The organism is Martelella sp. NC20, from assembly GCF_013459645.1.
In the GTDB taxonomy this organism is placed as follows: Bacteria; Pseudomonadota; Alphaproteobacteria; order Rhizobiales; family Rhizobiaceae; genus Martelella.
Window position 1 is genome coordinate 5120951 of the sequence record NZ_CP054861.1, and the last position, 21420, is coordinate 5142370.

General features: G+C 65.2%; 18 protein-coding genes. 10 read left to right on the forward strand and 8 right to left on the reverse strand.

Translation table 11 applies throughout. The features are described 5' to 3' along the window. Nucleotides 1-48: 48 nt before the first annotated feature. Both HQ843_RS24470 and HQ843_RS24475 read right to left on the reverse strand, forming a co-directional pair. Nucleotides 49-1044, reverse strand: a complete 996-nt coding sequence (locus HQ843_RS24470; RefSeq protein WP_180900759.1) for an ABC transporter substrate-binding protein — start codon at nucleotides 1042-1044, stop codon at nucleotides 49-51. A 121-nt stretch (nucleotides 1045-1165) separates the two neighbouring features. Next, the gene (locus HQ843_RS24475) at nucleotides 1166-2356 is read right to left on the reverse strand and encodes a methylenetetrahydrofolate reductase (protein WP_180900758.1); all 1191 of its coding nucleotides are present in this window, start codon (nucleotides 2354-2356) and stop codon (nucleotides 1166-1168) included. Between the two features lie 493 nt (nucleotides 2357-2849). Here HQ843_RS24475 and HQ843_RS24480 point away from each other — a divergent pair, with 493 nt between their 5' ends. The 9 genes from HQ843_RS24480 to HQ843_RS24520 all read left to right on the forward strand — a co-directional run bounded on the left by HQ843_RS24480 (nucleotide 2850) and on the right by HQ843_RS24520 (nucleotide 13369). Continuing rightward, nucleotides 2850-4682, forward strand: coding sequence for an ABC transporter permease (locus HQ843_RS24480; RefSeq protein ID WP_180900757.1), 1833 nt, complete (start codon nucleotides 2850-2852; stop codon nucleotides 4680-4682). Between the two features lie 3 nt (nucleotides 4683-4685). Beyond that, nucleotides 4686-5804, forward strand: coding sequence for an ABC transporter ATP-binding protein (locus HQ843_RS24485; RefSeq protein ID WP_180900756.1), 1119 nt, complete (start codon nucleotides 4686-4688; stop codon nucleotides 5802-5804). A gap of 28 nt (nucleotides 5805-5832) precedes the next feature. Continuing rightward, on the forward strand, nucleotides 5833-6954 hold the full coding sequence (locus HQ843_RS24490) for an ABC transporter substrate-binding protein (protein ID WP_180900755.1): 1122 nt from the start codon (nucleotides 5833-5835) through the stop codon (nucleotides 6952-6954). A 58-nt stretch (nucleotides 6955-7012) separates the two neighbouring features. Then, nucleotides 7013-8122: an ABC transporter substrate-binding protein gene (locus tag HQ843_RS24495; RefSeq protein ID WP_180900754.1), complete on the forward strand. Its 1110-nt coding sequence runs from the start codon at nucleotides 7013-7015 to the stop codon at nucleotides 8120-8122. A gap of 55 nt (nucleotides 8123-8177) precedes the next feature. After that, complete coding sequence (locus HQ843_RS24500) at nucleotides 8178-9296, forward strand: ABC transporter substrate-binding protein (protein ID WP_180900753.1); 1119 nt, start codon at nucleotides 8178-8180, stop codon at nucleotides 9294-9296. A gap of 66 nt (nucleotides 9297-9362) precedes the next feature. Beyond that, nucleotides 9363-10232 (forward strand): inositol monophosphatase family protein, encoded by an 870-nt coding sequence (locus HQ843_RS24505; protein WP_180900752.1) that lies wholly within the window; start codon nucleotides 9363-9365, stop codon nucleotides 10230-10232. A 64-nt stretch (nucleotides 10233-10296) separates the two neighbouring features. Then, nucleotides 10297-11142: an inositol monophosphatase family protein gene (locus HQ843_RS24510; protein WP_180900751.1), complete on the forward strand. Its 846-nt coding sequence runs from the start codon at nucleotides 10297-10299 to the stop codon at nucleotides 11140-11142. Further along, nucleotides 11139-11792, forward strand: coding sequence for a dual specificity protein phosphatase family protein (locus HQ843_RS24515; RefSeq protein WP_180900750.1), 654 nt, complete (start codon nucleotides 11139-11141; stop codon nucleotides 11790-11792). Before HQ843_RS24510 ends, HQ843_RS24515 begins: the two co-directional genes overlap by 4 nt. Beyond that, nucleotides 11789-13369, forward strand: a complete 1581-nt coding sequence (locus HQ843_RS24520; protein WP_180900749.1) for a metallophosphoesterase family protein — start codon at nucleotides 11789-11791, stop codon at nucleotides 13367-13369. The genes HQ843_RS24515 and HQ843_RS24520 overlap by 4 nt, the downstream gene beginning before the upstream one ends. 53 nt (nucleotides 13370-13422) lie before the next feature. On the opposite strand, the gene HQ843_RS24525 is transcribed toward HQ843_RS24520, so the two are convergent. Continuing rightward, nucleotides 13423-14442: a LacI family DNA-binding transcriptional regulator gene (locus tag HQ843_RS24525; RefSeq protein WP_180900748.1), complete on the reverse strand. Its 1020-nt coding sequence runs from the start codon at nucleotides 14440-14442 to the stop codon at nucleotides 13423-13425. Nucleotides 14443-14561: 119 nt separating this feature from the next. Between HQ843_RS24525 and HQ843_RS24530 the strand changes: the two genes are divergently transcribed. Then, complete coding sequence (locus tag HQ843_RS24530; RefSeq protein ID WP_180900747.1) at nucleotides 14562-16217, forward strand: Na/Pi cotransporter family protein; 1656 nt, start codon at nucleotides 14562-14564, stop codon at nucleotides 16215-16217. 6 nt (nucleotides 16218-16223) lie between these two features. Here HQ843_RS24530 and HQ843_RS24535 read toward each other — a convergent pair whose 3' ends face one another. Genes HQ843_RS24535 through HQ843_RS24555 form a run of 5 tightly spaced genes read right to left on the reverse strand, consistent with a single transcriptional unit; the run spans nucleotide 16224 to nucleotide 21175 of the window. Further along, nucleotides 16224-17282, reverse strand: coding sequence for a siderophore-interacting protein (locus HQ843_RS24535; protein WP_180900746.1), 1059 nt, complete (start codon nucleotides 17280-17282; stop codon nucleotides 16224-16226). Further along, nucleotides 17279-18112: an ABC transporter ATP-binding protein gene (locus HQ843_RS24540; protein ID WP_180900745.1), complete on the reverse strand. Its 834-nt coding sequence runs from the start codon at nucleotides 18110-18112 to the stop codon at nucleotides 17279-17281. The genes HQ843_RS24535 and HQ843_RS24540 overlap by 4 nt, the downstream gene beginning before the upstream one ends. Further along, nucleotides 18109-19143, reverse strand: a complete 1035-nt coding sequence (locus HQ843_RS24545; RefSeq protein ID WP_180900744.1) for a FecCD family ABC transporter permease — start codon at nucleotides 19141-19143, stop codon at nucleotides 18109-18111. Before HQ843_RS24545 ends, HQ843_RS24540 begins: the two co-directional genes overlap by 4 nt. Further along, nucleotides 19140-20186, reverse strand: a complete 1047-nt coding sequence (locus HQ843_RS24550) for a FecCD family ABC transporter permease (RefSeq protein WP_180900743.1) — start codon at nucleotides 20184-20186, stop codon at nucleotides 19140-19142. Before HQ843_RS24550 ends, HQ843_RS24545 begins: the two co-directional genes overlap by 4 nt. Continuing rightward, complete coding sequence (locus HQ843_RS24555) at nucleotides 20183-21175, reverse strand: iron-siderophore ABC transporter substrate-binding protein (protein ID WP_180900742.1); 993 nt, start codon at nucleotides 21173-21175, stop codon at nucleotides 20183-20185. The genes HQ843_RS24550 and HQ843_RS24555 overlap by 4 nt, the downstream gene beginning before the upstream one ends. Nucleotides 21176-21420 lie beyond the last annotated feature (245 nt).

A 21420-nucleotide genomic window follows, 5' to 3' on the forward strand; every position in this document is an offset into this window, starting at 1 on the left:
TTCTCTCTCGCTTGCAATACCAGGGACTGGTCCCTGGTATAAGCCCGGTCAATCCTGGAAGGTTGCCCGGACCTGTTCGTCGCTGAGGCGGGTATTGGCCCAGAAGGAGTCGGACAGGTCGTCGCGGGTGAACTCGCCGAGGTTTTCCGAGGTGATCATCGGCACGTCATATACCTTGTTCTTTTCGACCTCTTCGCCCTGAAGCAGGTCGAGCGCGACCAGAAGGGCTTCGGAGCCGAGCCATGTCGGCTTCGAGGGCGCCACGGATTCAAAGCCGTCGGCCTCAAGCGCCGTCCAGCGCTTCAGATAACCGTTATTGTCCTCGCCGGTCATCGGCACCAGCGGACGCTGCGCCGCCTCGAAGGCATCGATCGCGCCGAGCGTCATGCTGCCGCCCTGCGACCAGACGCCGTCGATTTCCGGATTGGCCGCCAGAAGGTTGGAAACCGCGACCTTGGCCTTGGCATAGTCCCAGCCGGCATCGACGACGCTGATGACCTCGATATCGGGGTATTCCTCGAAAACGGCCTTCGCGCCGGTCCAGCGGTCATCGCTGGCGGAAATGCCGGAAATGCCGTTGAGCGCGATGATCCTGCCCTTGCCGTCCAGCTTGTCGGCCAGCCATTCGGCGCCCGCCTTGCCGAAATCGACATCGTCGACGGTAACCAGCGCGTCATAATCATCGCTGCGGATGGTCGAGGCGAGCAGCACAATCCTGATGCCCTTGGCTTCAGCCTTCTTCAGCACCGGGATAACCGCCGTCGGCGAGATCGGCGTGAGGATGACGGCGTCGACGCCGCGCGTGATCATGTCCTCGATGTTGGAGACCTGCTTGTCGGCCTTCAGCTCGGACTCGGTATAGACGACATCGACTTCGTCGCGATGCCGTTCGGCCTCGGCCTCGAACTCCTTCGAGAGCTGAACCGACCAGGAATTGCCGTTGAAATAATTGTCGTAGCCGATGGTGAACTTTTCCTCAGCCATGGCAGGAACCGCCATGCCCGCAAGGACGGAGGCGACGAGAAGCAGTTTCTTCAGTTTCATGTTTTTCCCCTTTTTCGAGAAGCCAAGCATGGCTATGCCTTATTGTTAGCTTGTACACTCATGTAGTCAAGTTGGAATCCGCGAAAGCAGATCGTTTTGCGGCAACACGCCATCCTGCCTGTTATTGCGGCAGACCGTCGACGGCGCGACGCACCCAGTCCAGCCGCTTTTCCGGGATAAGGCCGTAATTGTAGAAGTTGATGCCGTCCGCGCCGGCCTCGATCGCGGCCCGGGCCCGATCGGCGAGGGCCTCGGGCGAGGTCACTTCCGGGTAGAAGACCCGGTAGCCGGCGCCGAGATATTTTTCCGGGCCGAGCGCTTCACGCCCCGCCTTCATCAGGGCTGCGACCTGTTCGGGCTCCATGAAATAGCAGCACAGGATCGCGCCGTCGCAGACCTTGCCGACGGCCTGAAGATCGACGCCGCCCATCCAGCCATCGGCAAGATCGATGAGCACGATCCTGCTTGCAGGATCGGCCTTGGCGCGGATTTCGGCAATCAGGCTGGTGACCGGCTCCGTGCGCCATTCGAGGAATGCACGCAGCGCCGGCCAGGCATTGAAGGCGTCATTGCCCGCCGCCGGGAAGTCCGGAAACTGCCTTTCGGGCACATCGCGCTCGCAAAGTTCGGCAATGAAGCCGCGCACCGTAGCGCGCGCGTCCTCCATCGGCACGCTGGCCAGCCGGCCGCGCGCCATGCAATGGTCGCAGAAGCACAGCGACAGCAGGAAATCATCCTCGGCATTGAGCCCGACGCCGTCCTTCTCATGGTGGAATTCATGGGCAAATCCCATGAAATTGGGGCTTTCGAGCTCGACCATGTCAGGCCGGTAACGCGTCGTCATATCGCGCACGAGGGTGACCACGTAGTCGCGCGCGGCAGGGCTCGACGGGCAGAGGTTATAGTAGTTGGGATTGCCGAACGCGTTGCGCGTCACATGACCGGGATGCAGCATGCCAAGCCGGGTATTATGCAGACACACCGTCCAGCACGACACCTTCATGCCGCTGCCGGCATCGCGCGCAGTCGTGAGCGCTTCCAGCATGTCGCCGCGCTCGGCCACATTGTCGGCCATCAGCGGGCGGATCGACTTGCCTTCCCACAACGCTTCGTCGGGACGGAAATAGACCGTTCCGTCCTGCGGGAAGTAGGCCTTTTGCTTGGGGCTGCGCGGCTGGAGGAACCGGCCGGCGTGATAGGACGAGGCAAGAGAAATGCTGTTCAGCCCCGCCCGCCCGGCAAGATCGAAAAACGTCCGTTCAAGCCCCTGACCCTGCACGTCCCAGGGATAGGTCCACATCGAAAGATGCATCTGAAGCTCCGCATGTTGATCACATGACTGCACATGTAGTCATATAAATCATGCAGGTGTCAAATGTACTTCGACCTGTCAGTTGTGAATTGACGCCAGTCACCGGGTCTGAAGCCGTCCGGTGGTGAGACGACGGCTCTTCAGGTCGTGAACAAGCGTCCCAAGCCGACACGGCGCCGCCGAATTGCCATCCGTGGTTATGCACATATGTGCATAATTTTTTTTAAAACTCTCTAATCCTACAATATTTCATATATATTTCAGATAGTTAAACAAATTATTTGATTGCACTCGCGTGTCATTTTTTGAATTTTCCCTTTGACACCTTTGGAAATTGCTGCAACCGTGCACGTCAGATCGTCGATCCATGGCTGTATCGGTTTCCGCGATGCACGGGAGTGCAATCGGAAAACCCTGCAAATGGCTGGTGACGACCACGGGAGGAGAGACATGAAACAGAATATTCCACCGCTGCGCATGCGGGGTTTGCGCAATGAGTAACGCCGCGGAACCTGTTGGCCGACCAGCCGGGTCGAGCTGGATCACCAGGCTGAAATACCGGACCCGGATCGCCATGCGGGAGCCGACCACGGTGATCGGCCTGCTGATGGCGGTTTTGTTCACCTATCTGATTGTCGTTCCGATCATCTCGATCCTTCTCGACGCCGTGCAGACCCAGTTCGGCGATTCACGACGCACCGGCGCCGCCGTCGGCGAATGGACCAGCTATTACCTGCACAGGACTTTCCTGTCCCCGGTCGCGCGCGACATGTTCTGGGAGCCGCTGAGGAACACGCTCAGCGTTGCCTTCGGCGCAATCGTCGTATCGGTGATCGTCGGCGGCATCCTCGCCTGGCTGATCAGCCGCACCGACATGTTTGCGAGGCGCTGGTTCGCCACGGCGCTGATCGTGCCCTACATGCTTCCCGCCTGGACCTTCGCGCTGGCCTGGAACACGCTTTTCAAGAACCGCACGGTCGGCGGCCAGCAGGGCTGGGTCGAGGCGATGGGTTTCTCGCCGCCGGACTGGCTGGCTTACGGCCAGGTGCCGATTACCGTTATCCTGGCGCTGCACTATACCCCCTTCATCATCCTGCTGTTCGGCAGCGCACTGCGCCGCTTCGACAGCCAGCTCGAGGACAGCGCGCGGATGCTCGGCGCCAGCCGGGGCCGGATCGCATGGTCGATCGTGCTGCCGCTGATGAAACCGGCGCTGATCTCGGCGATCGTGCTGATCTTCGCCAAATGCCTGGGCGAGTTCGGCGTCGCCTATGTGCTGGGCCTGCCGGTCAAGTTCGACGTGCTCGCCACCTCGCTCTACCGCAATCTCGGCTCGCGCCAGACCGGCGTCGCGGGCGTACTCGCCGCTTCGATCATGATCCTCGGCATTATGACGCTTTTGATCGACGCCTATCTGATCCGCGAGGCCCGCAGGTTCGTGACCGTGGGCTCCAAGGGCTCGATGAACCGCCTGTCCCGGCTGCGGGGCATGCGGCTGCCGGCGACCGGTTTCGCCGCCTTTATCTTCCTGATCAGCGTCGGCCTGCCGGTTCTGACGCTGTTCCTGTCCACCGTGATGCACGTCCCGGCGCGTTTCACCTGGGAGAACTTTACGCTCGATTACTGGCTGGGCACCAATCTCGACACGGTCGCGCTGCAGCAGGGCATCCTGCTGACGCCCGAACTGTGGAGCGCGGCCTGGAACACGTTGTGGATCGTCGGCTCGGCGTCGGTCGTGTCCGGGCTCCTGGGCCTGCTCGTCGGCTACGCCGTGGTCCGCACGCCGTTGCGCCCGCTTGGCAGTTTCCTCAGGCAGGTGACGTTCTTCCCCTATCTGGTGCCGGGCATCGCCTTCGCGGCGGCCTATCTGTCGCTGTTCGCCGTCCAGCGCGGCCCGATACCGGCCCTTTACGGAACCATGGCGATCCTGATCCTGGCGCTGATCGCCGACCAGATGCCCTATGCCTCGCGCGCCGGGATCTCGGCGATGATGCAGCTCGGCAAGGAACCCGAGGAGGCGGCGCAGGTCGCGGGATCGAGCTGGTTCCACCGGATGACCCGCATCGTCGTGCCAATCCAGAAGGGATCGCTGGTCACCGGCGTGCTGCTGCCGTTCATCTCGGGCATCAAGGGCCTCAGCCTGTTCGTGGTGCTGGCGGTGCCCTCCACCGACGTGCTGACCACCTATTCGCTGCGGCTCGTCGACTACAACTATACCCAGGCCGCCAATGCGGTGGTCCTGATCGTCGCGGGGCTCGCCTATTTCGGCACGCTCATCGCGCAGAAGCTTACCAAGACAAATCTCGCCGAAGGCCTGGGAGGATAAGGCATGCCGGGAATTACGCTGAAGAACATCAAGAAAAGTTACGGCGCCTACGAGGCGATCCACCAACTGGATCTCGCGGTGGCGGACGGAGAATTCCTGTGCCTGCTGGGCCCGTCGGGGTGCGGCAAGACCACAACGCTCAGGATGATCGCGGGACTGGAGAACCTGTCCAGCGGCGAGCTGGCGGTCGGCGATCGTGTCGTCGACTGCCCCGAGACCGCCACCTTCATCGCGCCTGAAAAACGCGGCATGGGCCTGGTATTCCAGAGCTATGCGCTGTGGCCGCATTTGACCATCGAGCAGAATGTCGAATTCGGCCTCAAGCTCCGCAAGGTCCCCAAGGCCGACCGCCAGAAACGCACCGCCGAGGTGATGGAGGCACTGGGGATCGGCAAATACGGCGAACGCTATCCCTCGCAGCTTTCGGGCGGTCAGCAGCAGCGCGTGGCGTTGGCCAGAATGCTGGCGGTGAACCCGAGCGTTCTGCTTCTCGACGAACCGCTCTCCAACCTCGACGCCCGCCTGCGCCTTGAAATGCGGGCCGAACTGAAGCGGATACACAACCAGTTCTCGACCACCATCGTGTTCGTCACCCACGACCAGTGGGAGGCGATGACGCTCGCCGACACGATCGCGGTGATGAACGAGGGCACGCTGCAACAGCTCGGCACGCCCGACGATATCTACGAGCGACCCGCCAACCGCTTCGTCGCGGAATTCGTGGGTTCGCCGCCGATCAACATCCTCGACTTCGCCCGCAAGGACGAACTGGTCCAGAACGTGATGCGCTTTCTTTCGGTGCGCCACCCGGAGATTTCCGGCATCGGCTCGGTCGGCATCCGTCCCGAGGCGATTTCGCTGGTCGCCGGCAAGGACGATCTGGCCGAGGGCGATTTCGGCGCGCCGGCGCGGGTGGCCGCTATCCTGCCCACCGGCGGAAGCTGGATCATCGAGCTCGAAACCGGCGGCGAGGTGATTTTCATGAACACCCATATCGCGCCGGGCGTGCGCGAGGGAGACCGGATGCATTTCCGCGTCCAGGCGCGCGCGCTGAACGTCTTCGACGGCGACGGCAACCGCATCCACGCGGCGGACGAGGTTCTGGCCGCCGCCGCCGCATGAACCACTGTTTTTCAGGGAGGAGAAACACTTGACCATCAACGACAAAACCACCACCGCGCTCTCGGCGCTGGCCCTCGGGATCGCGCTTGGCGGCGCGGCTCAGGCGCAGGAGAGCGGTTTCGACATCGACGCGCTCGTCGAGGCAGCCCGGGCCGAGCCGCCGATCACCGTCTATGCGGTGACCGGCAAGATCGTCGGCACCGCCGAGGCCTTCACCGCGCTCTACGGCGTCGTGGCCGCCGGCAAGAAGGTGAACGAGGCCGACCAGATCGACCTGATGATCCGCGAATATCAGGCCGGCAACATTGTCGGCGATCTCGGCGTGGCCGCCGATGTCGGCTCGATCATGGGACAGTTGATCCCGGAAGGCATCGTCACAAGCTGGCTGCCGCCGGACCTTGCGGGCAACATCCCCGAAGGACAGCAGGATCCGGTGGTGGTCGTGTCGGACCCGCATGTCTGGACCTATTCCACCGAGGTCTATGACGCCTGCCCCGTCGACAATATCTGGGCGCTGACCGAGCAGGAATGGCACGGCAAGGTCGCCATGCTCGACCCGCTGGTGAAGCCGAACTACGCCGACTGGTTCAACCAGCTCGAGACCCATCACGACGACGCCATGGCGGAAGCCTACGAGGCTCATTTCGGCAAGCCGATCGACCGGTCGGATGAAAGCGCGACCCAGCAATGGGTGCGGATGTATGCCGGGAATGCGCCGCTTCTGGGCGACAGCACCTCGGTCGCCGAGGCCGTGGGCGCCGTCGGGCAGGCGGAGCCGTTCTTCGGGATCATGTCGACCGCGAAGTTCCGGTCCAATACAAGCGGCGAAACCGCGCTCGGCATTTGCGGCGGGATGCAGCCTTTCTCCGGCTGGCTCTATCCGGGGCTCGCCGTGATGGCCGCCGGCACGGACAGCCCGAACGCGGCGAAGCTCTTCGTCCATTACCTGCTCAGCGAAGACGGCATCGCGCCGATGTCGGTCGACGGCAAGGTCTCGTCCAACAGCGCCGTGCCGCCTAACCCGCAAGAGGTGTCGGGCGTCGCAGGGTTCATGGACGAGTTGATGGTCTACGACACCGCGACTGCCGCGGAGGATTTCGACAAGCGCCAGGACTGGCAGGATTTCTGGCGCATTCACTACAGCCGATAACTTCCGGCCCGCGGAGGAGCGGGCCGCAACCACATCTCAACGGGAGGAGAGGAAAGACATGAGACGGACTATTTTAAAAACAACCGGCGCGCTCGCCCTTTGCCTGACGGCGATCGGCGCTCATGCCGAGGAATTCGACCTCGACGTGTTGATCGAGAGCGCGAAGGGCGAGCCGCAGCTTACGGTGTTCGACAGCACCGGCAAGATCGTGACGATGGCGGAAAACTTCTCCGCCAAATACGGCTTGGAGGCGGTGGGCCAGAAGGTCAAGGCCCATGCCCAGCTGGAGATGATGGCGCGCGAGGCGATGGCCGGAAACGTGCAGGGCGACGTCTCGATCATCTCGGACGCGCCGGCGGCGATCACGGAGCTGTTGCCGAACGACTTCGCCGTCAGCTGGGTGCCGCCGGACCTCGCCGACGTGATCGAGGCGCGCTATCAGAACCCGCTGGTCGTGGTCACGATGGCCAATGTCTGGACCTACAACACCGAGCTCTACGATAGCTGCCCCGTCTCGAATGTCTGGGAACTGACCCGGCCGGAATGGCGCGGCAAGGTGGCGATGCAGGACCCGCTGAACAAGTCGGTCTACACCGACTGGTTCAACCAGATGGAATCCCACGGCGACGATGCTCTCGCCGCCGCCTATGAGGACTTTTTCGGCAAGCCGATCGATACGTCCGAACAGAGCGCGACGGAGCAATGGGTCGCCATGCTTGCGGCGAATGCGCCGCTGCTCGGCGGCTCCGACAGCAACGCGGCCGAGGCCGTGGGCGCGCCCGGGCAGAAGGAAGGCTTCATGGGCCTGATGAGCTCGGCGAAATACCGCGACAACGAGGCCTCCGGCTACAAGCTCGGCCTTTGCGGCGAGATCAAGCCGTGGCTGGGCTTCACCAATGTCGGCGTCGGACTGATTGCACCCGGCACGGACAGCCCGAACGCGGCCAGGCTGTTCATCCATTACGCAATGACGGCCGAAGGCATCGCCCCGCAGGCCGAGGATGGCAAGAAATCCGCCAATACCGAGGTCGGCCTGCCTGACGACGAGCCCTCGGGCATCGCCGCCGCCTGGGACCAGTTGCTGACCTACGACCTCACCACCGCGATGGAAGACTACGACACGCGGCAGGACTGGCAGGATTTCTGGCGCCTGAACTACGCCCGATAAACGAACTGGCCGGGCAACCAAAATGCCCGGCCGTCATCAGGGGAGGAGACCCGATATGAACAACATGACGCAGATACAAACGAGCATGACAGCCCTGGCGCTGACGGCCGCACTGGCCGCGCCGGCGCTTGCCCAGGATTTTAATCTCGACGCACTGGTCGAGGCCGCAAAGGGCGAACCGCAGCTGACCGTCTACGACAGCACCGGCAAGATCGTGGAAATGGTCGAGAACTTCGCCGGCAAATACGGGGTCGACGCCATCGGCCAGAAAGTCAAGGCGACCTCGCAGCTTGAAATGGTGATCCGGGAATCGCAGGCCGGCAACGTGCAGGGCGACGTGCTGATGATCACCGACGCGCCGGCAGCGCTTGCCCAGCTTCTTCCCGAGAACTTCGTCTACAGCTATCTGCCGCCGGACATGGCCGATGTGATCCCCGCCAGCTATCAGGACCCGCTGACGGCGACCACCAATGCCAACGTCTTCGCCTATAACACCGAGGTCTACGACACCTGCCCGGTGACCAACATCTGGGCGCTGACCGATCCGGAGTGGAACCGGCGCTTCGCCATGATCGACCCGCTGTCCAAGTCGAGCTACACCGACTGGTTCAGCCAGATGGAAAGTCACCATGACGACGCCGTCCGCGCCGCCTACGAGGCGCATTACGGCAAGCCGCTCGAAACCGAATTCGACAGCGCCACCAAGGCCTGGGTCGCAGCCATTGGCGCAAACGCGCCGCTGGTGACGGAGGGCGACGACAACACCTCCGCCGCCGTCGGCGCGCCCGGCCAGCAGGAGCCGTTCTTCGGGCTGATGTCCTCGGCCAAGTTCCGCGATGTCGCGGACAAAGGCTATGAAATGGCCATCTGCGACACGCTGGAGCCGTGGGTCGGCTGGACCTATTCCAAGCTGGCGCTGATCGCATCGGGCACCGACAGCCCGAACGCGGCCGAGCTGTTCGTGCACTATGTCCTGACCGAGGAAGGCATTGCCCCGCAAATGGTCGACGGCAAGGTGCCGACGAACACCACCATCGCGATGCCCGATGATGAGCCGTCCGGCATCGTAGACCTTTGGGACAACCTGCAGGCCTACGATTCAACGACCGGGCTGGACGATTGGGACAGCCGCCAGGACTGGCAGGATTTCTGGCGCATCCACTACAGCCGCTGACCTCCCAGGCAGCCGCGCCCCGGGCTCTCGATGAGCCCGGGGCACAACAACGAAGGACCCAAGACAATGACCGCCATCGCCGAAACCGCGCTCCCCTCGCCCGCCCGCCTGCGCGAAGTCGCCGAAACCGTGGCGCGGGCCGCGGGTACGCCGCTGACCGCCGTGTTTCGCGCCGACATGACCGTGGACTACAAGGCCGACCTGCATGACCCCGTGACGGTCCACGACAAGCGCACCGAGGCGATGATCCGCGAAAGCCTGCTGGCCGAGGTCCCCGGCTCCGCCATCGTCGGCGAGGAAGGCGGCGAGATTGGCAGCGGCCCGGTCAAATGGTTCGTGGATCCGATCGACGGCACCTCGAATTTTGCCGCCGGCCTCGCCTTCTGGTGCGTCTCGATCGGGGCCGTGGTCGATGGCCGGATCGTCGCCGGCGCGGTCTACGACCCGATGGCCGACAACCTGTTTTCCGCCGATACCGACGGCGCATCGCTGAACGGCGCGGCGCTCATCTGCCCCGAGGTCCGCGACGAGGCGCGCGCGACGCTGATCACCGGCTACCCGGTCCAGCGCGACTTCCGTCTGGAAGGACGCGAGGCGGCATTGGCGGGGCTCGGCGATCTGATCTCCGCGTTCTCGTGCCTGCGCCGTCCCGGCAGCGCTGCCCTCAGCCTCTGCCATGTCGCGGCCGGCTGGGCGGATGCGGCCGCGGGCTTCGGCGTCAACGCCTGGGACGTTACCGCCGCGATCCTGATCCTGGAACGCGCCGGCGGCAACTATCGTCCCCTGACGCTGGGCAAGCAGCCAGACGGAGCGCCGGCGCATCACTGCCCGGGCTATGTCGCGCAGGGCCCCGGTGGTCGTTTTTCAACCCTCGACCGCGTCGCCGACGCCGTGGATTCCCGCCGCCGCGCAAGCGCCATGGCCCCTGCCCTGTGACGATGACCACCTTTACCAAAACACCGGCGCCCGCGCGCCGTCTCTTCAACGGAGCCTCCCCTGCATGAGCCAAGCAGCCACATCCGCAGACAAGCAAATCCTCGATCGCGCCGACCTGTGTCTCTCCCTCGCCCAGAGCGCCGGCCGGATCGCGCTGGACGGTTTCCGCCGCCGCGAATTCGAAGAGATCGCAATGAAGGGATCGCAGGATTTCCTGACCGAGACCGATGCCGCGGTCGAAGCGCATCTGAAAGCGCGCCTTGAAAGCGCCCTGCCCGAGGACGAGTTCCTCGGCGAGGAAACCGGCGGCGCGGTCAGCGGGCGCTCGGTCTGGGTCGTGGACCCGATTGACGGCACCGCCAATTTCGCCCGCGGCATTCCGCATTTCTGCATTTCCATCGCCTATGTCCGCGATGGCATCACCGAGATCGGCGCGATCTTCGCCCCGGCGACAAAGGAGCTGTGGTTTGCTCGGCGCGGCGCGGGTGCGACCTGCAACAGCCGGCCGATCCACGTCGCCGGAACCCGCAGCTTCTCAGCCGCCTGCCTGGAGCTCGGCTGGAGCAACCGCCGCCCGCAGCAGGACTATCTGACGGTCATGAACCGCTTGCTCGATCACGGCGCGAACCTCCGCCGCGCGGCCTCCGGCGCGCTGGGGCTTGCCTATGTTGCCGATGGCCGCTCAGACGGTTATGCAGAATTGCACATGAATGCCTGGGATTGCCTGGCCGGCCTGCTGCTGGTCGAGGAGGCCGGCGGCCGGGTCAGCGACCTGCCGGAGGATGGCCTGGGCCAGGGCGGCCCGGTGCTGGCCGTCGTGCCGGCGCTGGCCTCGGCAGTCAGCGCGGCGACCGGCATTGCGCTGGCCTCCCTGTCGAACGAAACAGACCGCGCAAGGATGATCGCATGAACCACGCCAGCCCGTTGCCCAAATCGCCCCGCTATGACCGCCCCGAAATCAGCCTGATCGAGGAACGGCTGGAGCCGTACGGCATCGCCGTCTATGTCGGCGGACGCGAGGGCATGTCGAACCTGCCGCTGCTGCGCGAACACAACATCACCACCGTCGTGAACTGCGCCGTCAATCTCGACATCAACCTCGTCGACGCCCCCGACCCCTCGATCGAAGAGGGGCACCTGACCTATGGCCACGGCGCCTATCGCTATTACAAGCTCGGCCTTGTCGACGGCGCCGGCAATGCCGAAACCATGATTCTTGCCGGCTATTACCAGCTGCTTGGCGCGCTGTCGCAAATCCTGCCGGACCGCGCCTCCTATCCGCGGCGCGAACGCGGCAATGTGCTGGTGAACTGCCGTGGCGGTCGCAGCCGTTCGGTGGCGCTCGTGGCGCTGCTCCTGCATAAGCAGATGCCCGACCGCTACCCGACGATCGAGGGTGCGCTGGACCACGTCCGCACCCGGCGTGAACTGCGCCCCGACGAATGGTTCGAAGCGCCCAAGCCGATGCTGGTCGAGGCCACGCGCAAGGCCTCCGCCTGGATCGACCGGATCGACCACCGCGACCCCGAACATGCGGACAGGGACGGTCACGCGCAATGATCCGCATCGCCGTCCTGTCCGATCCGCATCTGCATGACGTCCGCTTCGGCAGCGCCGCCGCCGAGGCGCGGTTCGTGCGCTCGCTTTCCGACAGCCTGCACTCCACCCGCGTCTTCAACGAAAGCGAGGCGGCGTTTCGCGCGGCCCTCGACACCGTCGCGGCCGAGGGGATCAGGCTGTGCATCATCGTCGGCGATCTGACGGATGACGGCCAGTCCGCGAACTGGCAGGCGGTCTCGGACTTTCTGGCGGACTATAGCCGTCGCCATAGCATCCGCTTCTTCGCCACGCCCGGAAACCACGACCAGTGGTCGATGACCGGCAAGCCGCTAGCCAAGAATTTCGTCGACCCGGCCGGCAATGTCGCGGCTTTCGCGGGCCAGGGCCTGCCGGGTAGCGACGGCGCGCAATCCTGCCCCGGCATGCGCATGCTCGGCTATGACGAAGCGCTGCCCTATGCCGGAGAGTTCGGCTACCACCCGCACCCTTCCGACCTGCACTGGGAAACCCCCTTCGGCACCACGCCCGATATGGCAGGCCGCAGGTCGCGGGTCACCTCGGACCGGGGCGACAGCGCCCTGATCAGCGACATGTCCTATCTGGTCGAGCCGGTCGAGGGGCTGTGGCTGCTCTCGATCGATGCGAATGTCTATCTGCCGGACGGGGACGGCGGTTTTGTCGATTGCAGCAAGGACGGCTGGAACGCCACGCTGCGGCACAAGCCCTATCTGCTGGACTGGATGCGCGATGTCGCCCGCCGGGCCAGGGCGGAAAACAAGCGGCTGGTCGCGTTCTCGCACTACCCCGTCGCGGATATCTTCTGCGGCCTGACGGCAGAGCTCGAAACCCTGCCTGGCTCGCGCGCCGGCGCAAGGCGGATGCCGACGTCGGATGTCGCCGCCGCCATCGCCGCCACCGGTATTCCACTGCATTTCAGCGGTCACTGGCACGTGGATGCCACAGCGACTGCGGGCGGGCTGGTCAACGTCTCCGTACCCTCGACCGTCGCCTATCCCGCCGGCTGGAAATGTCTCGAGATCGACGCCGACGGCACGCATATCTCGGACCGCGCCCTGCCCGATGCTCCCGGGTTCGATGCCTGGTTCGCCCGCTACGCCGCCGAGGCCGACCGCACGGGACAGGACAGATCGGTTCTGAGCGCCGCGGATTACCGCCAGTTCCTCGACCGGCACTTCCGCGCCATCGTCCTGCAGCGTCGCCTGCCCGAGGACTGGCCGCCACAGTTGCAGGCGATGGCGGAGCGCGCGCGCCTGCCGGAACTCGTCACGCGCCTGTCGCTTCCGCAAGCCGCCCGTCCCGACATTGCCTTCGCCGATATCTTCGTCGACTGGTACCGCCTGCGCGAGGCCGGCGGGGGCGCTGCGGCCGGCGTATCGAGGGAGCGCCGCGCGCTTTACGCCGAGCTTGCGCAAGGCTGCGCCCGGATGGATTACCCGGAGGGCTCCGACGCCGCCATTCTCGCGGTCTTCCTGCGCACGCTCGGACTTCTGCTCAAAGGCTATGACGCGAAACGGGCGGCGCTCGACCGGCTCAAGGAGGCCTATGTCCCGTGCTAGAGCAATTCCAGGAAAAGCGGATACCGGTTTTCCGTCCGGAGGTGCGTGACATTCTAGCCCATGCGCACGGTCTTGCGCCAGACCGGCAGCACCTCGAAGGCGGAATCGCTGCCGATGGTATCCGAGGTCAGGATCTCGGCAATGCGGGCGACCATCTCGTCCATGGGCTGGCGGAACGTGGTCAGCTCATAGCAGGACCAGCGCGCCTGCGGCACGTCATCGAACCCGATCACGCAAAGGTCGCGCGGGATCTCGACGCCGAATATGTTGCGGGCGGCATCGATGAAGCCGAAGGCCAGCAGATCGGTCACGCAGAACACGCCGTCGGGCGGGTTCGACCGCCCCAGAAGAACGCGGGCGGATTCCTGACCGGTTTCATAGCTAGTGGGGCCGACCCGGACAACGTCGATCTCGATCCCCACCTCGGCGGCGGCCTCGGCGAAGGCGCTCTCGCGCGTGGTCATGGACGAGGTCCGCGCCTGCGACGAGACACAGGCCAGCCGCGCGCAGCCCGCCCGCCTAAGCAGCGCCAGCGCTTCGCGGCAGGCCGAGCGATTGTCGATACGGATGCGCTCGGCGCCTTCGGCGTCGTCGTCGCGGTTGACCAGCACCACCCGCTGACCGTTCGAAAGACAGCTCTGCACCAGCTTTGCCGGCGGCGACCCGCTGAGCACCACCGAGGCTTCTGCACGGTAGTGCAGGCTTTGCCTCAACGCCTGGCTGACGCTATCATCGTCGCCGGCGGTATTGATCAACATCGCCACCTTGCCGTGGAGCTGAAGCTGGCGGGTGACCTTGTCGATCATCGCGCTATGGTAAGGCTGCCCGACATCGGCGGCGATCAGACACACGATCTTGGACGGCTCGCCGACCAGTCCACGCGCCAGGAGATTGGCATGATAGCCCAGTTCCTCTGCCGCTTTCATCACCTTGCGCCGCGTGGCGGGCGCCACGCTGCCGGCGCCGGAAAAGGTGCGCGACACGGCCGACCGGGAAACCCCGGCGCGTTCCGCCACCTCGTTGGCGCTGACGTAGGAAACCCTGTCGGCGCGGGGCGTGGTCGATCCAGTCATGCACAGCCTTTGAAAATTGTTGCAACCATGTTCACTCGTGAGACTAATGCCTTGCCCCGCGCCGCTCAAGCAAAAGCTGACGCCGGCATGCCACCGGCAAACCGGAGCGGAGGCGCGGCATGAACTCGACGATCCAGCTCATCGATCTTCTGGGTGCGGGCGCGCTGGTTCTCTGGGCCCTGCGGATGATCAAGTCGGGGATCCTGTCGGGCTTCGGCGCTTCGCTCAGGCAGGGCATCGCCAGGGGCACCGGCAACCGGGTCTTCGCGGCGATCTCGGGCATGTTGGTCACCATCGCGGTGCAATCCTCGACGGCAACCGCGGTGATCGCCGGCTCTTTCGTCTCGCGCAACATCATCGCCCCGCGCATGGCGCAGGCGGTGCTGCTCGGCGCCAATCTGGGCACGGCCCTGACCGCCGCTATCCTGGTGCGTGACCTGCACTGGCTGTCGCCGGCGCTGGTTCTGTGCGGCGTCGTGATCCATGCCCGCAGCCGGCTTGCGCGCGGGCGGGGCATTGGCAAGGCGCTGATCGGGCTTGGCCTGATGCTGCTGGCGCTGGAACTGCTCGGCGGCGCCACGGAGCCGCTTCGGGAGGCGGAGGTGACCGGCGCCATCCTCTCGGCGCTCGATCAGGGGCTGATCTTCGGCCTGCTGCTGTCCGCCGTGCTGGCCTTCGCATCATCCTCGAGCCTCGCCGTCGTGCTGTTTATCTCGATGCTCGCTCAAAGCGGCGGCGTGACGCCTTCGCTGGTGCTGGTGCTGGTGGCGGGCGCCAATCTGGGCGGCGCGATACCGCCCTGCCTGGCCGTCACCGGCGACGGCCCCAAGGCGCGACGCCTTGTGCGCGGCAATCTCGCGGTGCGCGGCGTCGGAGCGCTACTGGTGCTGGCAACCGCCGGCATCGCCGGCCCGTCTCTCGCCGATCTTCTGCCGCCCGACGCGCGCCTCGCCATCGCCGCGCACCTGGCCTTCAACGCGATCCTGCTGGCGCTGTTCCTGCCCCTGCTCGGCCCGCTCGACCGCCTCACCCGTCTGATATGGCCCGATCCCGCCGCCGAACGGGGCGAGGCCTCCTATCTGGACGACGCGGCGCTCGACACCCCCGCCCTTGCCATCGGCGGCGCGGCGCGCGAGGTGCTGCGGATCGGCGACAACGTGGCCCTGATGATGGAGCTGAACCTGCGGTCGCTGCTGGTGGACGACCCTAACGCCGCGCGCGACATCTCCAAGCTCGACGACCGCGTCGACGCCGCCTTGACAGACCTGAAGCTCTATTTTGCCCGCCTCGGCCGCACCGAACTGAGCGACGACGAGAATGCCCGCATGCGCGAGGTTCTGTCCTACGCGATCAACCTGGAACATGTCGGCGATATCATCGACCGCGATCTTTCGGAAATGGCGCGAAAGAAGACCGACCGGCAGGTAAAGTTCTCGGCCGCCGGCGAAGAGGAAATCGGCGAACTCTACCGCCAGACGCTGCTGAACCTCGAACTGGCGCAATCGGTCTTCCTCAGCCGCGACGTGAACCTCGCCCGCCGCCTGACGGCCGAGAAGGTTCATGTCCGCCAGATCGAGGAACGCTCGCAGAAGAAACACATCGAACGCCTGCAGAACGGCCAGCCGGAAACGATGGGCTCGTCGACGCTGCATCTCGATATCCTGCGCGACCTGAAGCGCATCAACGCCCATATCGCGGCGGTATCCTACCCGATCCTTTCCGAGGTCGGGGAGTTGTCGGCCAGCCGCGTGATCTCGCTGCAGAATGCCGGCTGACGACCCTCAGCCGCTTTCGCCGCCGCGCTCCCAGTACCAGGCGACATACATCCGCTTGCGATCGTGTTGTCTGTCCTTCAGCAACGCGCGAATGTCGCGGATATCGCCCCTCTCGCACGCGATCCACATGAAGGTTTCGGGGGGCAGGCTGGCGATCTTGTCCTTGATAGCCGGCAGCAAACCACCCGTCGCGGCATGTTCCGCACGGTGGATCCAGTTGAGGTCGAGGCTGGCGGCGCTTTCGATCGGCTGTTCCTCGTCCTTGTTTTCCACCTCGATGATGGCCGTCAGCCGGGTTCCGGCCGGGGCTTCCTCGGCAATCCGGGCGATGGCGGGAAGCGCCGCCTCGTCGCCCGCCAGAAAGATGTGTCCGGCTTCCGGAACGCCGCCGCCGCCGGGTCCCAGGAACGCCGCCCTGTCACCGGGCCTGGCGTCACGCGCGAAGTCAGCGCCCGGCGTCGCTGTGTCGGGGTTCGGATGCTGCAGGAAATCGACCCAGACTTCGTTGCGCCCGGTGTCGACGAACCGGATCGTATAGACCCGGACCAGAAGCGCATCCTCGCCTTCCGGCCACTTTATCCGACCGTCATCGTCGATAACCGGCCAGACCGGCGGCCTTCCCTTCGGCGGCACCAGAAGCCGGACATGCATCTGGCCGCCGACAAACGGCGTCACGTCGGCGCAGGCGAATTTCACCCGCAGCATATGCGGCGTCACAGGCTCGGCGGAGACGACGCGGACCTCGTGCAGGTTCGCGAGGACGGCGGGCGGGGGCGGATCGGACCATGTCAGCTCGAACGGCGCGTCGCCGGCGAAATAGAACAGGTGTTCGGCCAGCATGGTCCGCGCCAATTGCAGCTTTACGGTGCTTTGCGCGGCAAGGTCGATCCGCAGAAGGCTGCCGTCCAGGGCGAGCTCGGCCTCGCCGACCTCGCTCGTTATCGTTACGCGATCGCCGGTTCTTGCGACCGCCGCATGTTCGGCGAAGTGCTCGGCGGCAATGTCGAGCATACCTGCGGCGTCTTGCGGCATGGCTATGCCGGAAAGCCGGAAATTCTCGGTCATGACTGTCTTCCTTTGATAGCGTCCGGCAGACCCCGGCCACCGTGATGGCGTCCGATCGGCAGCATCATCGGTCTTGCGGAAACCGGATCCGTGACGATCCTGCTTTCGAGCCCGAACACCTCCCTGATATGGTCTTCGGTGAGAACGGCTTCGGGCGTGCCCGCGACATGCAGCCTTCCGGCCTTCATCGCGACCAGATGGTCGGCATAGCGCGCGGCAAGGTTCAGGTCGTGCAGAACCATGACGATGGTGGTTCCGCCGGTCCGGTTGAGGTCGGTCAGAAGGTCCAGCACCTCGACCTGATGGCTGATGTCGAGAAAGGTCGTGGGTTCGTCGAGGAGCAGGATATCGGTCTCCTGCGCCAGCACCATCGCGATCCAGACCCGCTGGCGCTGTCCGCCGGAGAGCTCGTCGACCGGTCGGTCCGCCAGGTCTGCCGTTCCGGTGGTATCGAGGGCCAGCGCCACCGCCGCATCATCCTGCCGGCTCCAGCGCGAGAACATGGTCTTGTGCGGATGCCGGCCCCGGCTGACGAGATCGGCGACCGTGATCCCTTCCGGCGCCAGCGGCGATTGCGGCAGCAGGCCGAGCGCGCGCGCGATCGTCCTCGTCGGGCTGCGATGGATCGCCTTGCCGTCCAGGATCACCTCGCCCGCCACTGGCGTCAGCAGGCGCGAAAGCGTCCTGAGCAGGGTCGACTTGCCGCAGGCATTGGCGCCGACGATCACGGTGATCCGGTTCGGGGGCACGTCGAAGCTGAGGTCTTCGAGGATGGTCCTGTCGCCATAACCGGCGGAAATCCTGCGCGCGCTGAGGGAATGCGGGGTCATAGCGAACCTCTGTTGACCCGGATGATCAGGTAGATGAGATAGGGCGCGCCAAGCGCGCCGGTGACCACGCCAACCGGGTAGCGCGCGGGAAGCAGGAATTGTCCGGCATAGTCCGCGACCAGAACCAGACACGCGCCGACGAGTGCCGACGGCAGCAGCAGCGATCCGTTGTTGCGCATGATCCGGGCCGCGATCGGCCCCGACAGGAACGCCACGAAGGCGATCGGCCCTGTGACCGCGGTCGCGATCGCGATCAGGCCGACCGCAGAGATGGTGATCACAAGCCGGGTGCGCGCGACGCCGACGCCAAGCGCCTCGGCGGTGTCGTCACCAAGCCTCAGCGTTTCGAGGTCGCGGGCACGGCTGAGGAGCAGGCCGCCGAACAGCACGATGCTGATGGCAAGCGGGCCTGCCTGATCGAGCCTTGCACCGTTGATGCTGCCCGTCAGCCAGCGCATCGCCTCCTGCAGGTCCCAGGTCGGCGCCCTGGAGAGAACATAGGCGATGATGCTCTCGAGCATCGAGGAGATGCCGATCCCGACGAGGATCAGGCGCGTTCCGGCAACGCCGTTCTTTGCCGCAAGGCCGTAGACCAAAAGCGCCACGCCGAGCCCGGCGGCGACCGCAAACACCGGAACGACCGGCCCGTCCAGGGCAAGCACCACGATGGCGAAGACGGCCGCAGCACTCGCCCCGGAACTGATGCCGATAATGTCGGGGCTCGCCAGCGGATTGCGCAGCATCAGCTGGAAGGCGACGCCGCCGAGGCCGAAGCTTGCCCCCGCGAGGATCGCAAGCACGGCGCGCGGCAGGCGCAACTGGCCGACGGTGAAGGAAAGGCCCGGCACGTCCTCTCCCATCAGCACGCGGAGGACGGCGCGCGGCGGCGCGAAGGACTGCCCGAGCATCAGCGTCAGCGCGAAAAAAGTCGCGAGCAGGGCGACAAACAGCGCCAGGACAAGGCACCGCCGCCGCGCGCGCCTTGCTCTCGTCGCGCTGACGGTTTCGATGGTCAGGGAGATCGCCGTCACAGTTCACGCACCTGCTGCCGCCTGACGATCCAGATGAAGAACGGCCCGCCGACCAGCGCCGTGACGATGCCGACATCCACTTCGCCGGGTCGCGCGGCGATCCGCCCGACGATGTCGCTCGCAAGCAGGAGGACGGCCCCGCCGAGCGCCGAGAACGGCAGCAGCCAGCGGTGATCGACCCCGACGATCAGGCGGCAGACATGCGGCACCACGAGGCCGACGAAGCCGATCGGCCCGCAGATAGCCGTGGTCGCGCCGCTGAGCAGCACCGCGGCAAGCGCCGCGATGCCACGTCCGAGCGCGACGTTCTCGCCGAGACCGGCCGCCAGTTCATCGCCCAGCGCCATGGCATTGAGCTTGCGGGCCGAGATCAGCGCGAGCACGAGGCCGAGGAGCAGAAACGGCAGAACGGGAACGATGCGCGCGAAGGTCGCGCCGCCGACGCCGCCGATCTGCCAGGCGCGGATGCCGCCGGCGATATCGCCCCGGGGAAGGACGATGGCGATCACCAGCGAGGCGAAGGCGATCGAGGTCGCGGCGCCCGCAAGCGTCAGTTTCAGCGGGGTTGCGCCGCCGCGTCCGAGCGAGCCGACGAGGTAGACGAACATCGCGGTCACGCCCGCTCCGAGGATGGCGGCCCAGATATAGGCGCCGGACGAGCTGATACCGAACCAGGCGACGCCGATCACCACGGCGAGCGACGCCCCCATGTTGACGCCGAACAGGCCGGGATCGGCAAGCGGGTTGCGCGTCATGCCCTGCATCAATGCACCCGAAAGCCCGAGCGCCGCGCCCGCCAGCACGGCAAGCACCGTGCGCGGAATGCGCATCGCCACCACCGCCTCGCCGATCGTGTCGTCATGGCCCGCAAGTGCAGCGATAAAATCGGCGGGCGAAACCAGCCGCGTGCCGATGGCAAGCGATGCCGCGGCCAGCAGCACGAGACCGGCAAGCACCACGACCAGCCATGACAGCCGCCCGTGGTCGCCGATCCCGGGCAGGCGACGGTTCGCCCCGGATGCATGGGAGCCCGGCTTCGTCATTGCGATTTTCGGGCGGCTTCCGCAAGCTTTGCCACATAGTCCTCCAGCACGAAGGAGATCGACAGCGGGGTCGGGTTGGCCGCCGTGCCGAGGGGATCGCGGCCGAGAAGAACCACGGCGCCGTTTTCCACCGCGGGCATGTGCCGGAAAACCGGGTTCTGCCGCATCGCCTCCAGAAGCGTGCCGTCGCCATAGGTGACGATGATGTCGACATCGTCGAAAGCATCGATGCGCTCGACGCTGACCGAGCCGGCAAAGCTGCCGCCCTTCGAGGCTTCGATGACGCTTTCGGGGGTTTCAAGCCCGAGATCGGCAAAGAACTGCACGCGAGTGTCATGCGTCGTGTAGAAATTCACGACGCTCAGGTCGGTGGCATCGAGATGGGTGATGAACATCGCCTTCCTGCCGCTGATCTCCGGATATCGGGCAATTTCGGCCGCAATCTCGGCCTCGATCCGCGCGATCAGCGCCTCGCCCTCGTCCGGCGTGCCGAGGCCGGCGCTGTTGAGGCGGATCATGTCGCGCCAGCTCGTCGACCATGGCGCCTCCGGATAGGCCACGACCGGCGCGATCTGGCTCAGCGTGTCATATTCGCTCCGGGTCAGGCCCGAATAGGCGGCGAGGATGACATCGGGCCTGACGGCGGCGACCGCCTCGAAATCGATGCCGTCTCCCTCGTCGAACAGGGTCGGCGTATCGGCGCCGAGTTCATCGAGTTGGCGGGAGACCCAGGGTAGAAGGCCGTCGCCATCATCATCGCCGAAATTGGCGGCCGCGAAGCCCATCGGCACCACGCCCAGCGCCAGCGGCACCTCATGATTGGCCCAGGCGACGGTTGCGACGCGCTCGGGTTTCTCGGTGATCACGGTCTGCCCGAAGGCATGTTCGATCGTGATCGGTTCGGGGAGGGGCTCGCCTGCACGGGCGACGGCGGTCGTCAAAAGCACGATCGCGGCGATGAGCAGGGGCAAACCAGGCAAGCGCGACATGGCGATCTCTCCGGGTGGCTAAAGTTGATCCTCATTCTCATGTTCAATAAGGAGGGTCAAGCCGGCCGCTGTGGTCTTCCGCCATGGCGGCTGAAGTTGCAGGGGAATCCTACAAAAACGAGGAAATATACAATACTAGACTAAAATAATCAGGTTAATCGCGATCTGAACACGAGAGCAGCCTCGGTCCGATGCCGACCGGTTCGCTGCAACGACTGTCAATCCGCGGGACGCGATTTCTGGAA

Excerpts from the sequence above, each read along its gene's own strand:
- HQ843_RS24505 (WP_180900752.1), top strand. The coding sequence starts at position 9,363 with ATGACCGCCATCGCCGAAACCGCGCTCCCCTCGCCCGCCCGCCTGCGC.
- HQ843_RS24500 (WP_180900753.1), top strand. The coding sequence starts at position 8,178 with ATGAACAACATGACGCAGATACAAACGAGCATGACAGCCCTGGCGCTG.
- HQ843_RS24470 (WP_180900759.1), bottom strand. The coding sequence starts at position 1,044 with ATGAAACTGAAGAAACTGCTTCTCGTCGCCTCCGTCCTTGCGGGCATG.
- HQ843_RS24515 (WP_180900750.1), top strand. The coding sequence starts at position 11,139 with ATGAACCACGCCAGCCCGTTGCCCAAATCGCCCCGCTATGACCGCCCC.
- HQ843_RS24540 (WP_180900745.1), bottom strand. The coding sequence starts at position 18,112 with ATGACCCCGCATTCCCTCAGCGCGCGCAGGATTTCCGCCGGTTATGGC.
- HQ843_RS24520 (WP_180900749.1), top strand. The coding sequence starts at position 11,789 with ATGATCCGCATCGCCGTCCTGTCCGATCCGCATCTGCATGACGTCCGC.
- HQ843_RS24480 (WP_180900757.1), top strand. The coding sequence starts at position 2,850 with ATGAGTAACGCCGCGGAACCTGTTGGCCGACCAGCCGGGTCGAGCTGG.
- HQ843_RS24550 (WP_180900743.1), bottom strand. The coding sequence starts at position 20,186 with ATGACGAAGCCGGGCTCCCATGCATCCGGGGCGAACCGTCGCCTGCCC.
- HQ843_RS24535 (WP_180900746.1), bottom strand. The coding sequence starts at position 17,282 with ATGACCGAGAATTTCCGGCTTTCCGGCATAGCCATGCCGCAAGACGCC.
- HQ843_RS24510 (WP_180900751.1), top strand. The coding sequence starts at position 10,297 with ATGAGCCAAGCAGCCACATCCGCAGACAAGCAAATCCTCGATCGCGCC.
- HQ843_RS24475 (WP_180900758.1), bottom strand. The coding sequence starts at position 2,356 with ATGCATCTTTCGATGTGGACCTATCCCTGGGACGTGCAGGGTCAGGGG.
- HQ843_RS24525 (WP_180900748.1), bottom strand. The coding sequence starts at position 14,442 with ATGACTGGATCGACCACGCCCCGCGCCGACAGGGTTTCCTACGTCAGC.
- HQ843_RS24495 (WP_180900754.1), top strand. The coding sequence starts at position 7,013 with ATGAGACGGACTATTTTAAAAACAACCGGCGCGCTCGCCCTTTGCCTG.
- HQ843_RS24555 (WP_180900742.1), bottom strand. The coding sequence starts at position 21,175 with ATGTCGCGCTTGCCTGGTTTGCCCCTGCTCATCGCCGCGATCGTGCTT.
- HQ843_RS24530 (WP_180900747.1), top strand. The coding sequence starts at position 14,562 with ATGAACTCGACGATCCAGCTCATCGATCTTCTGGGTGCGGGCGCGCTG.
- HQ843_RS24485 (WP_180900756.1), top strand. The coding sequence starts at position 4,686 with ATGCCGGGAATTACGCTGAAGAACATCAAGAAAAGTTACGGCGCCTAC.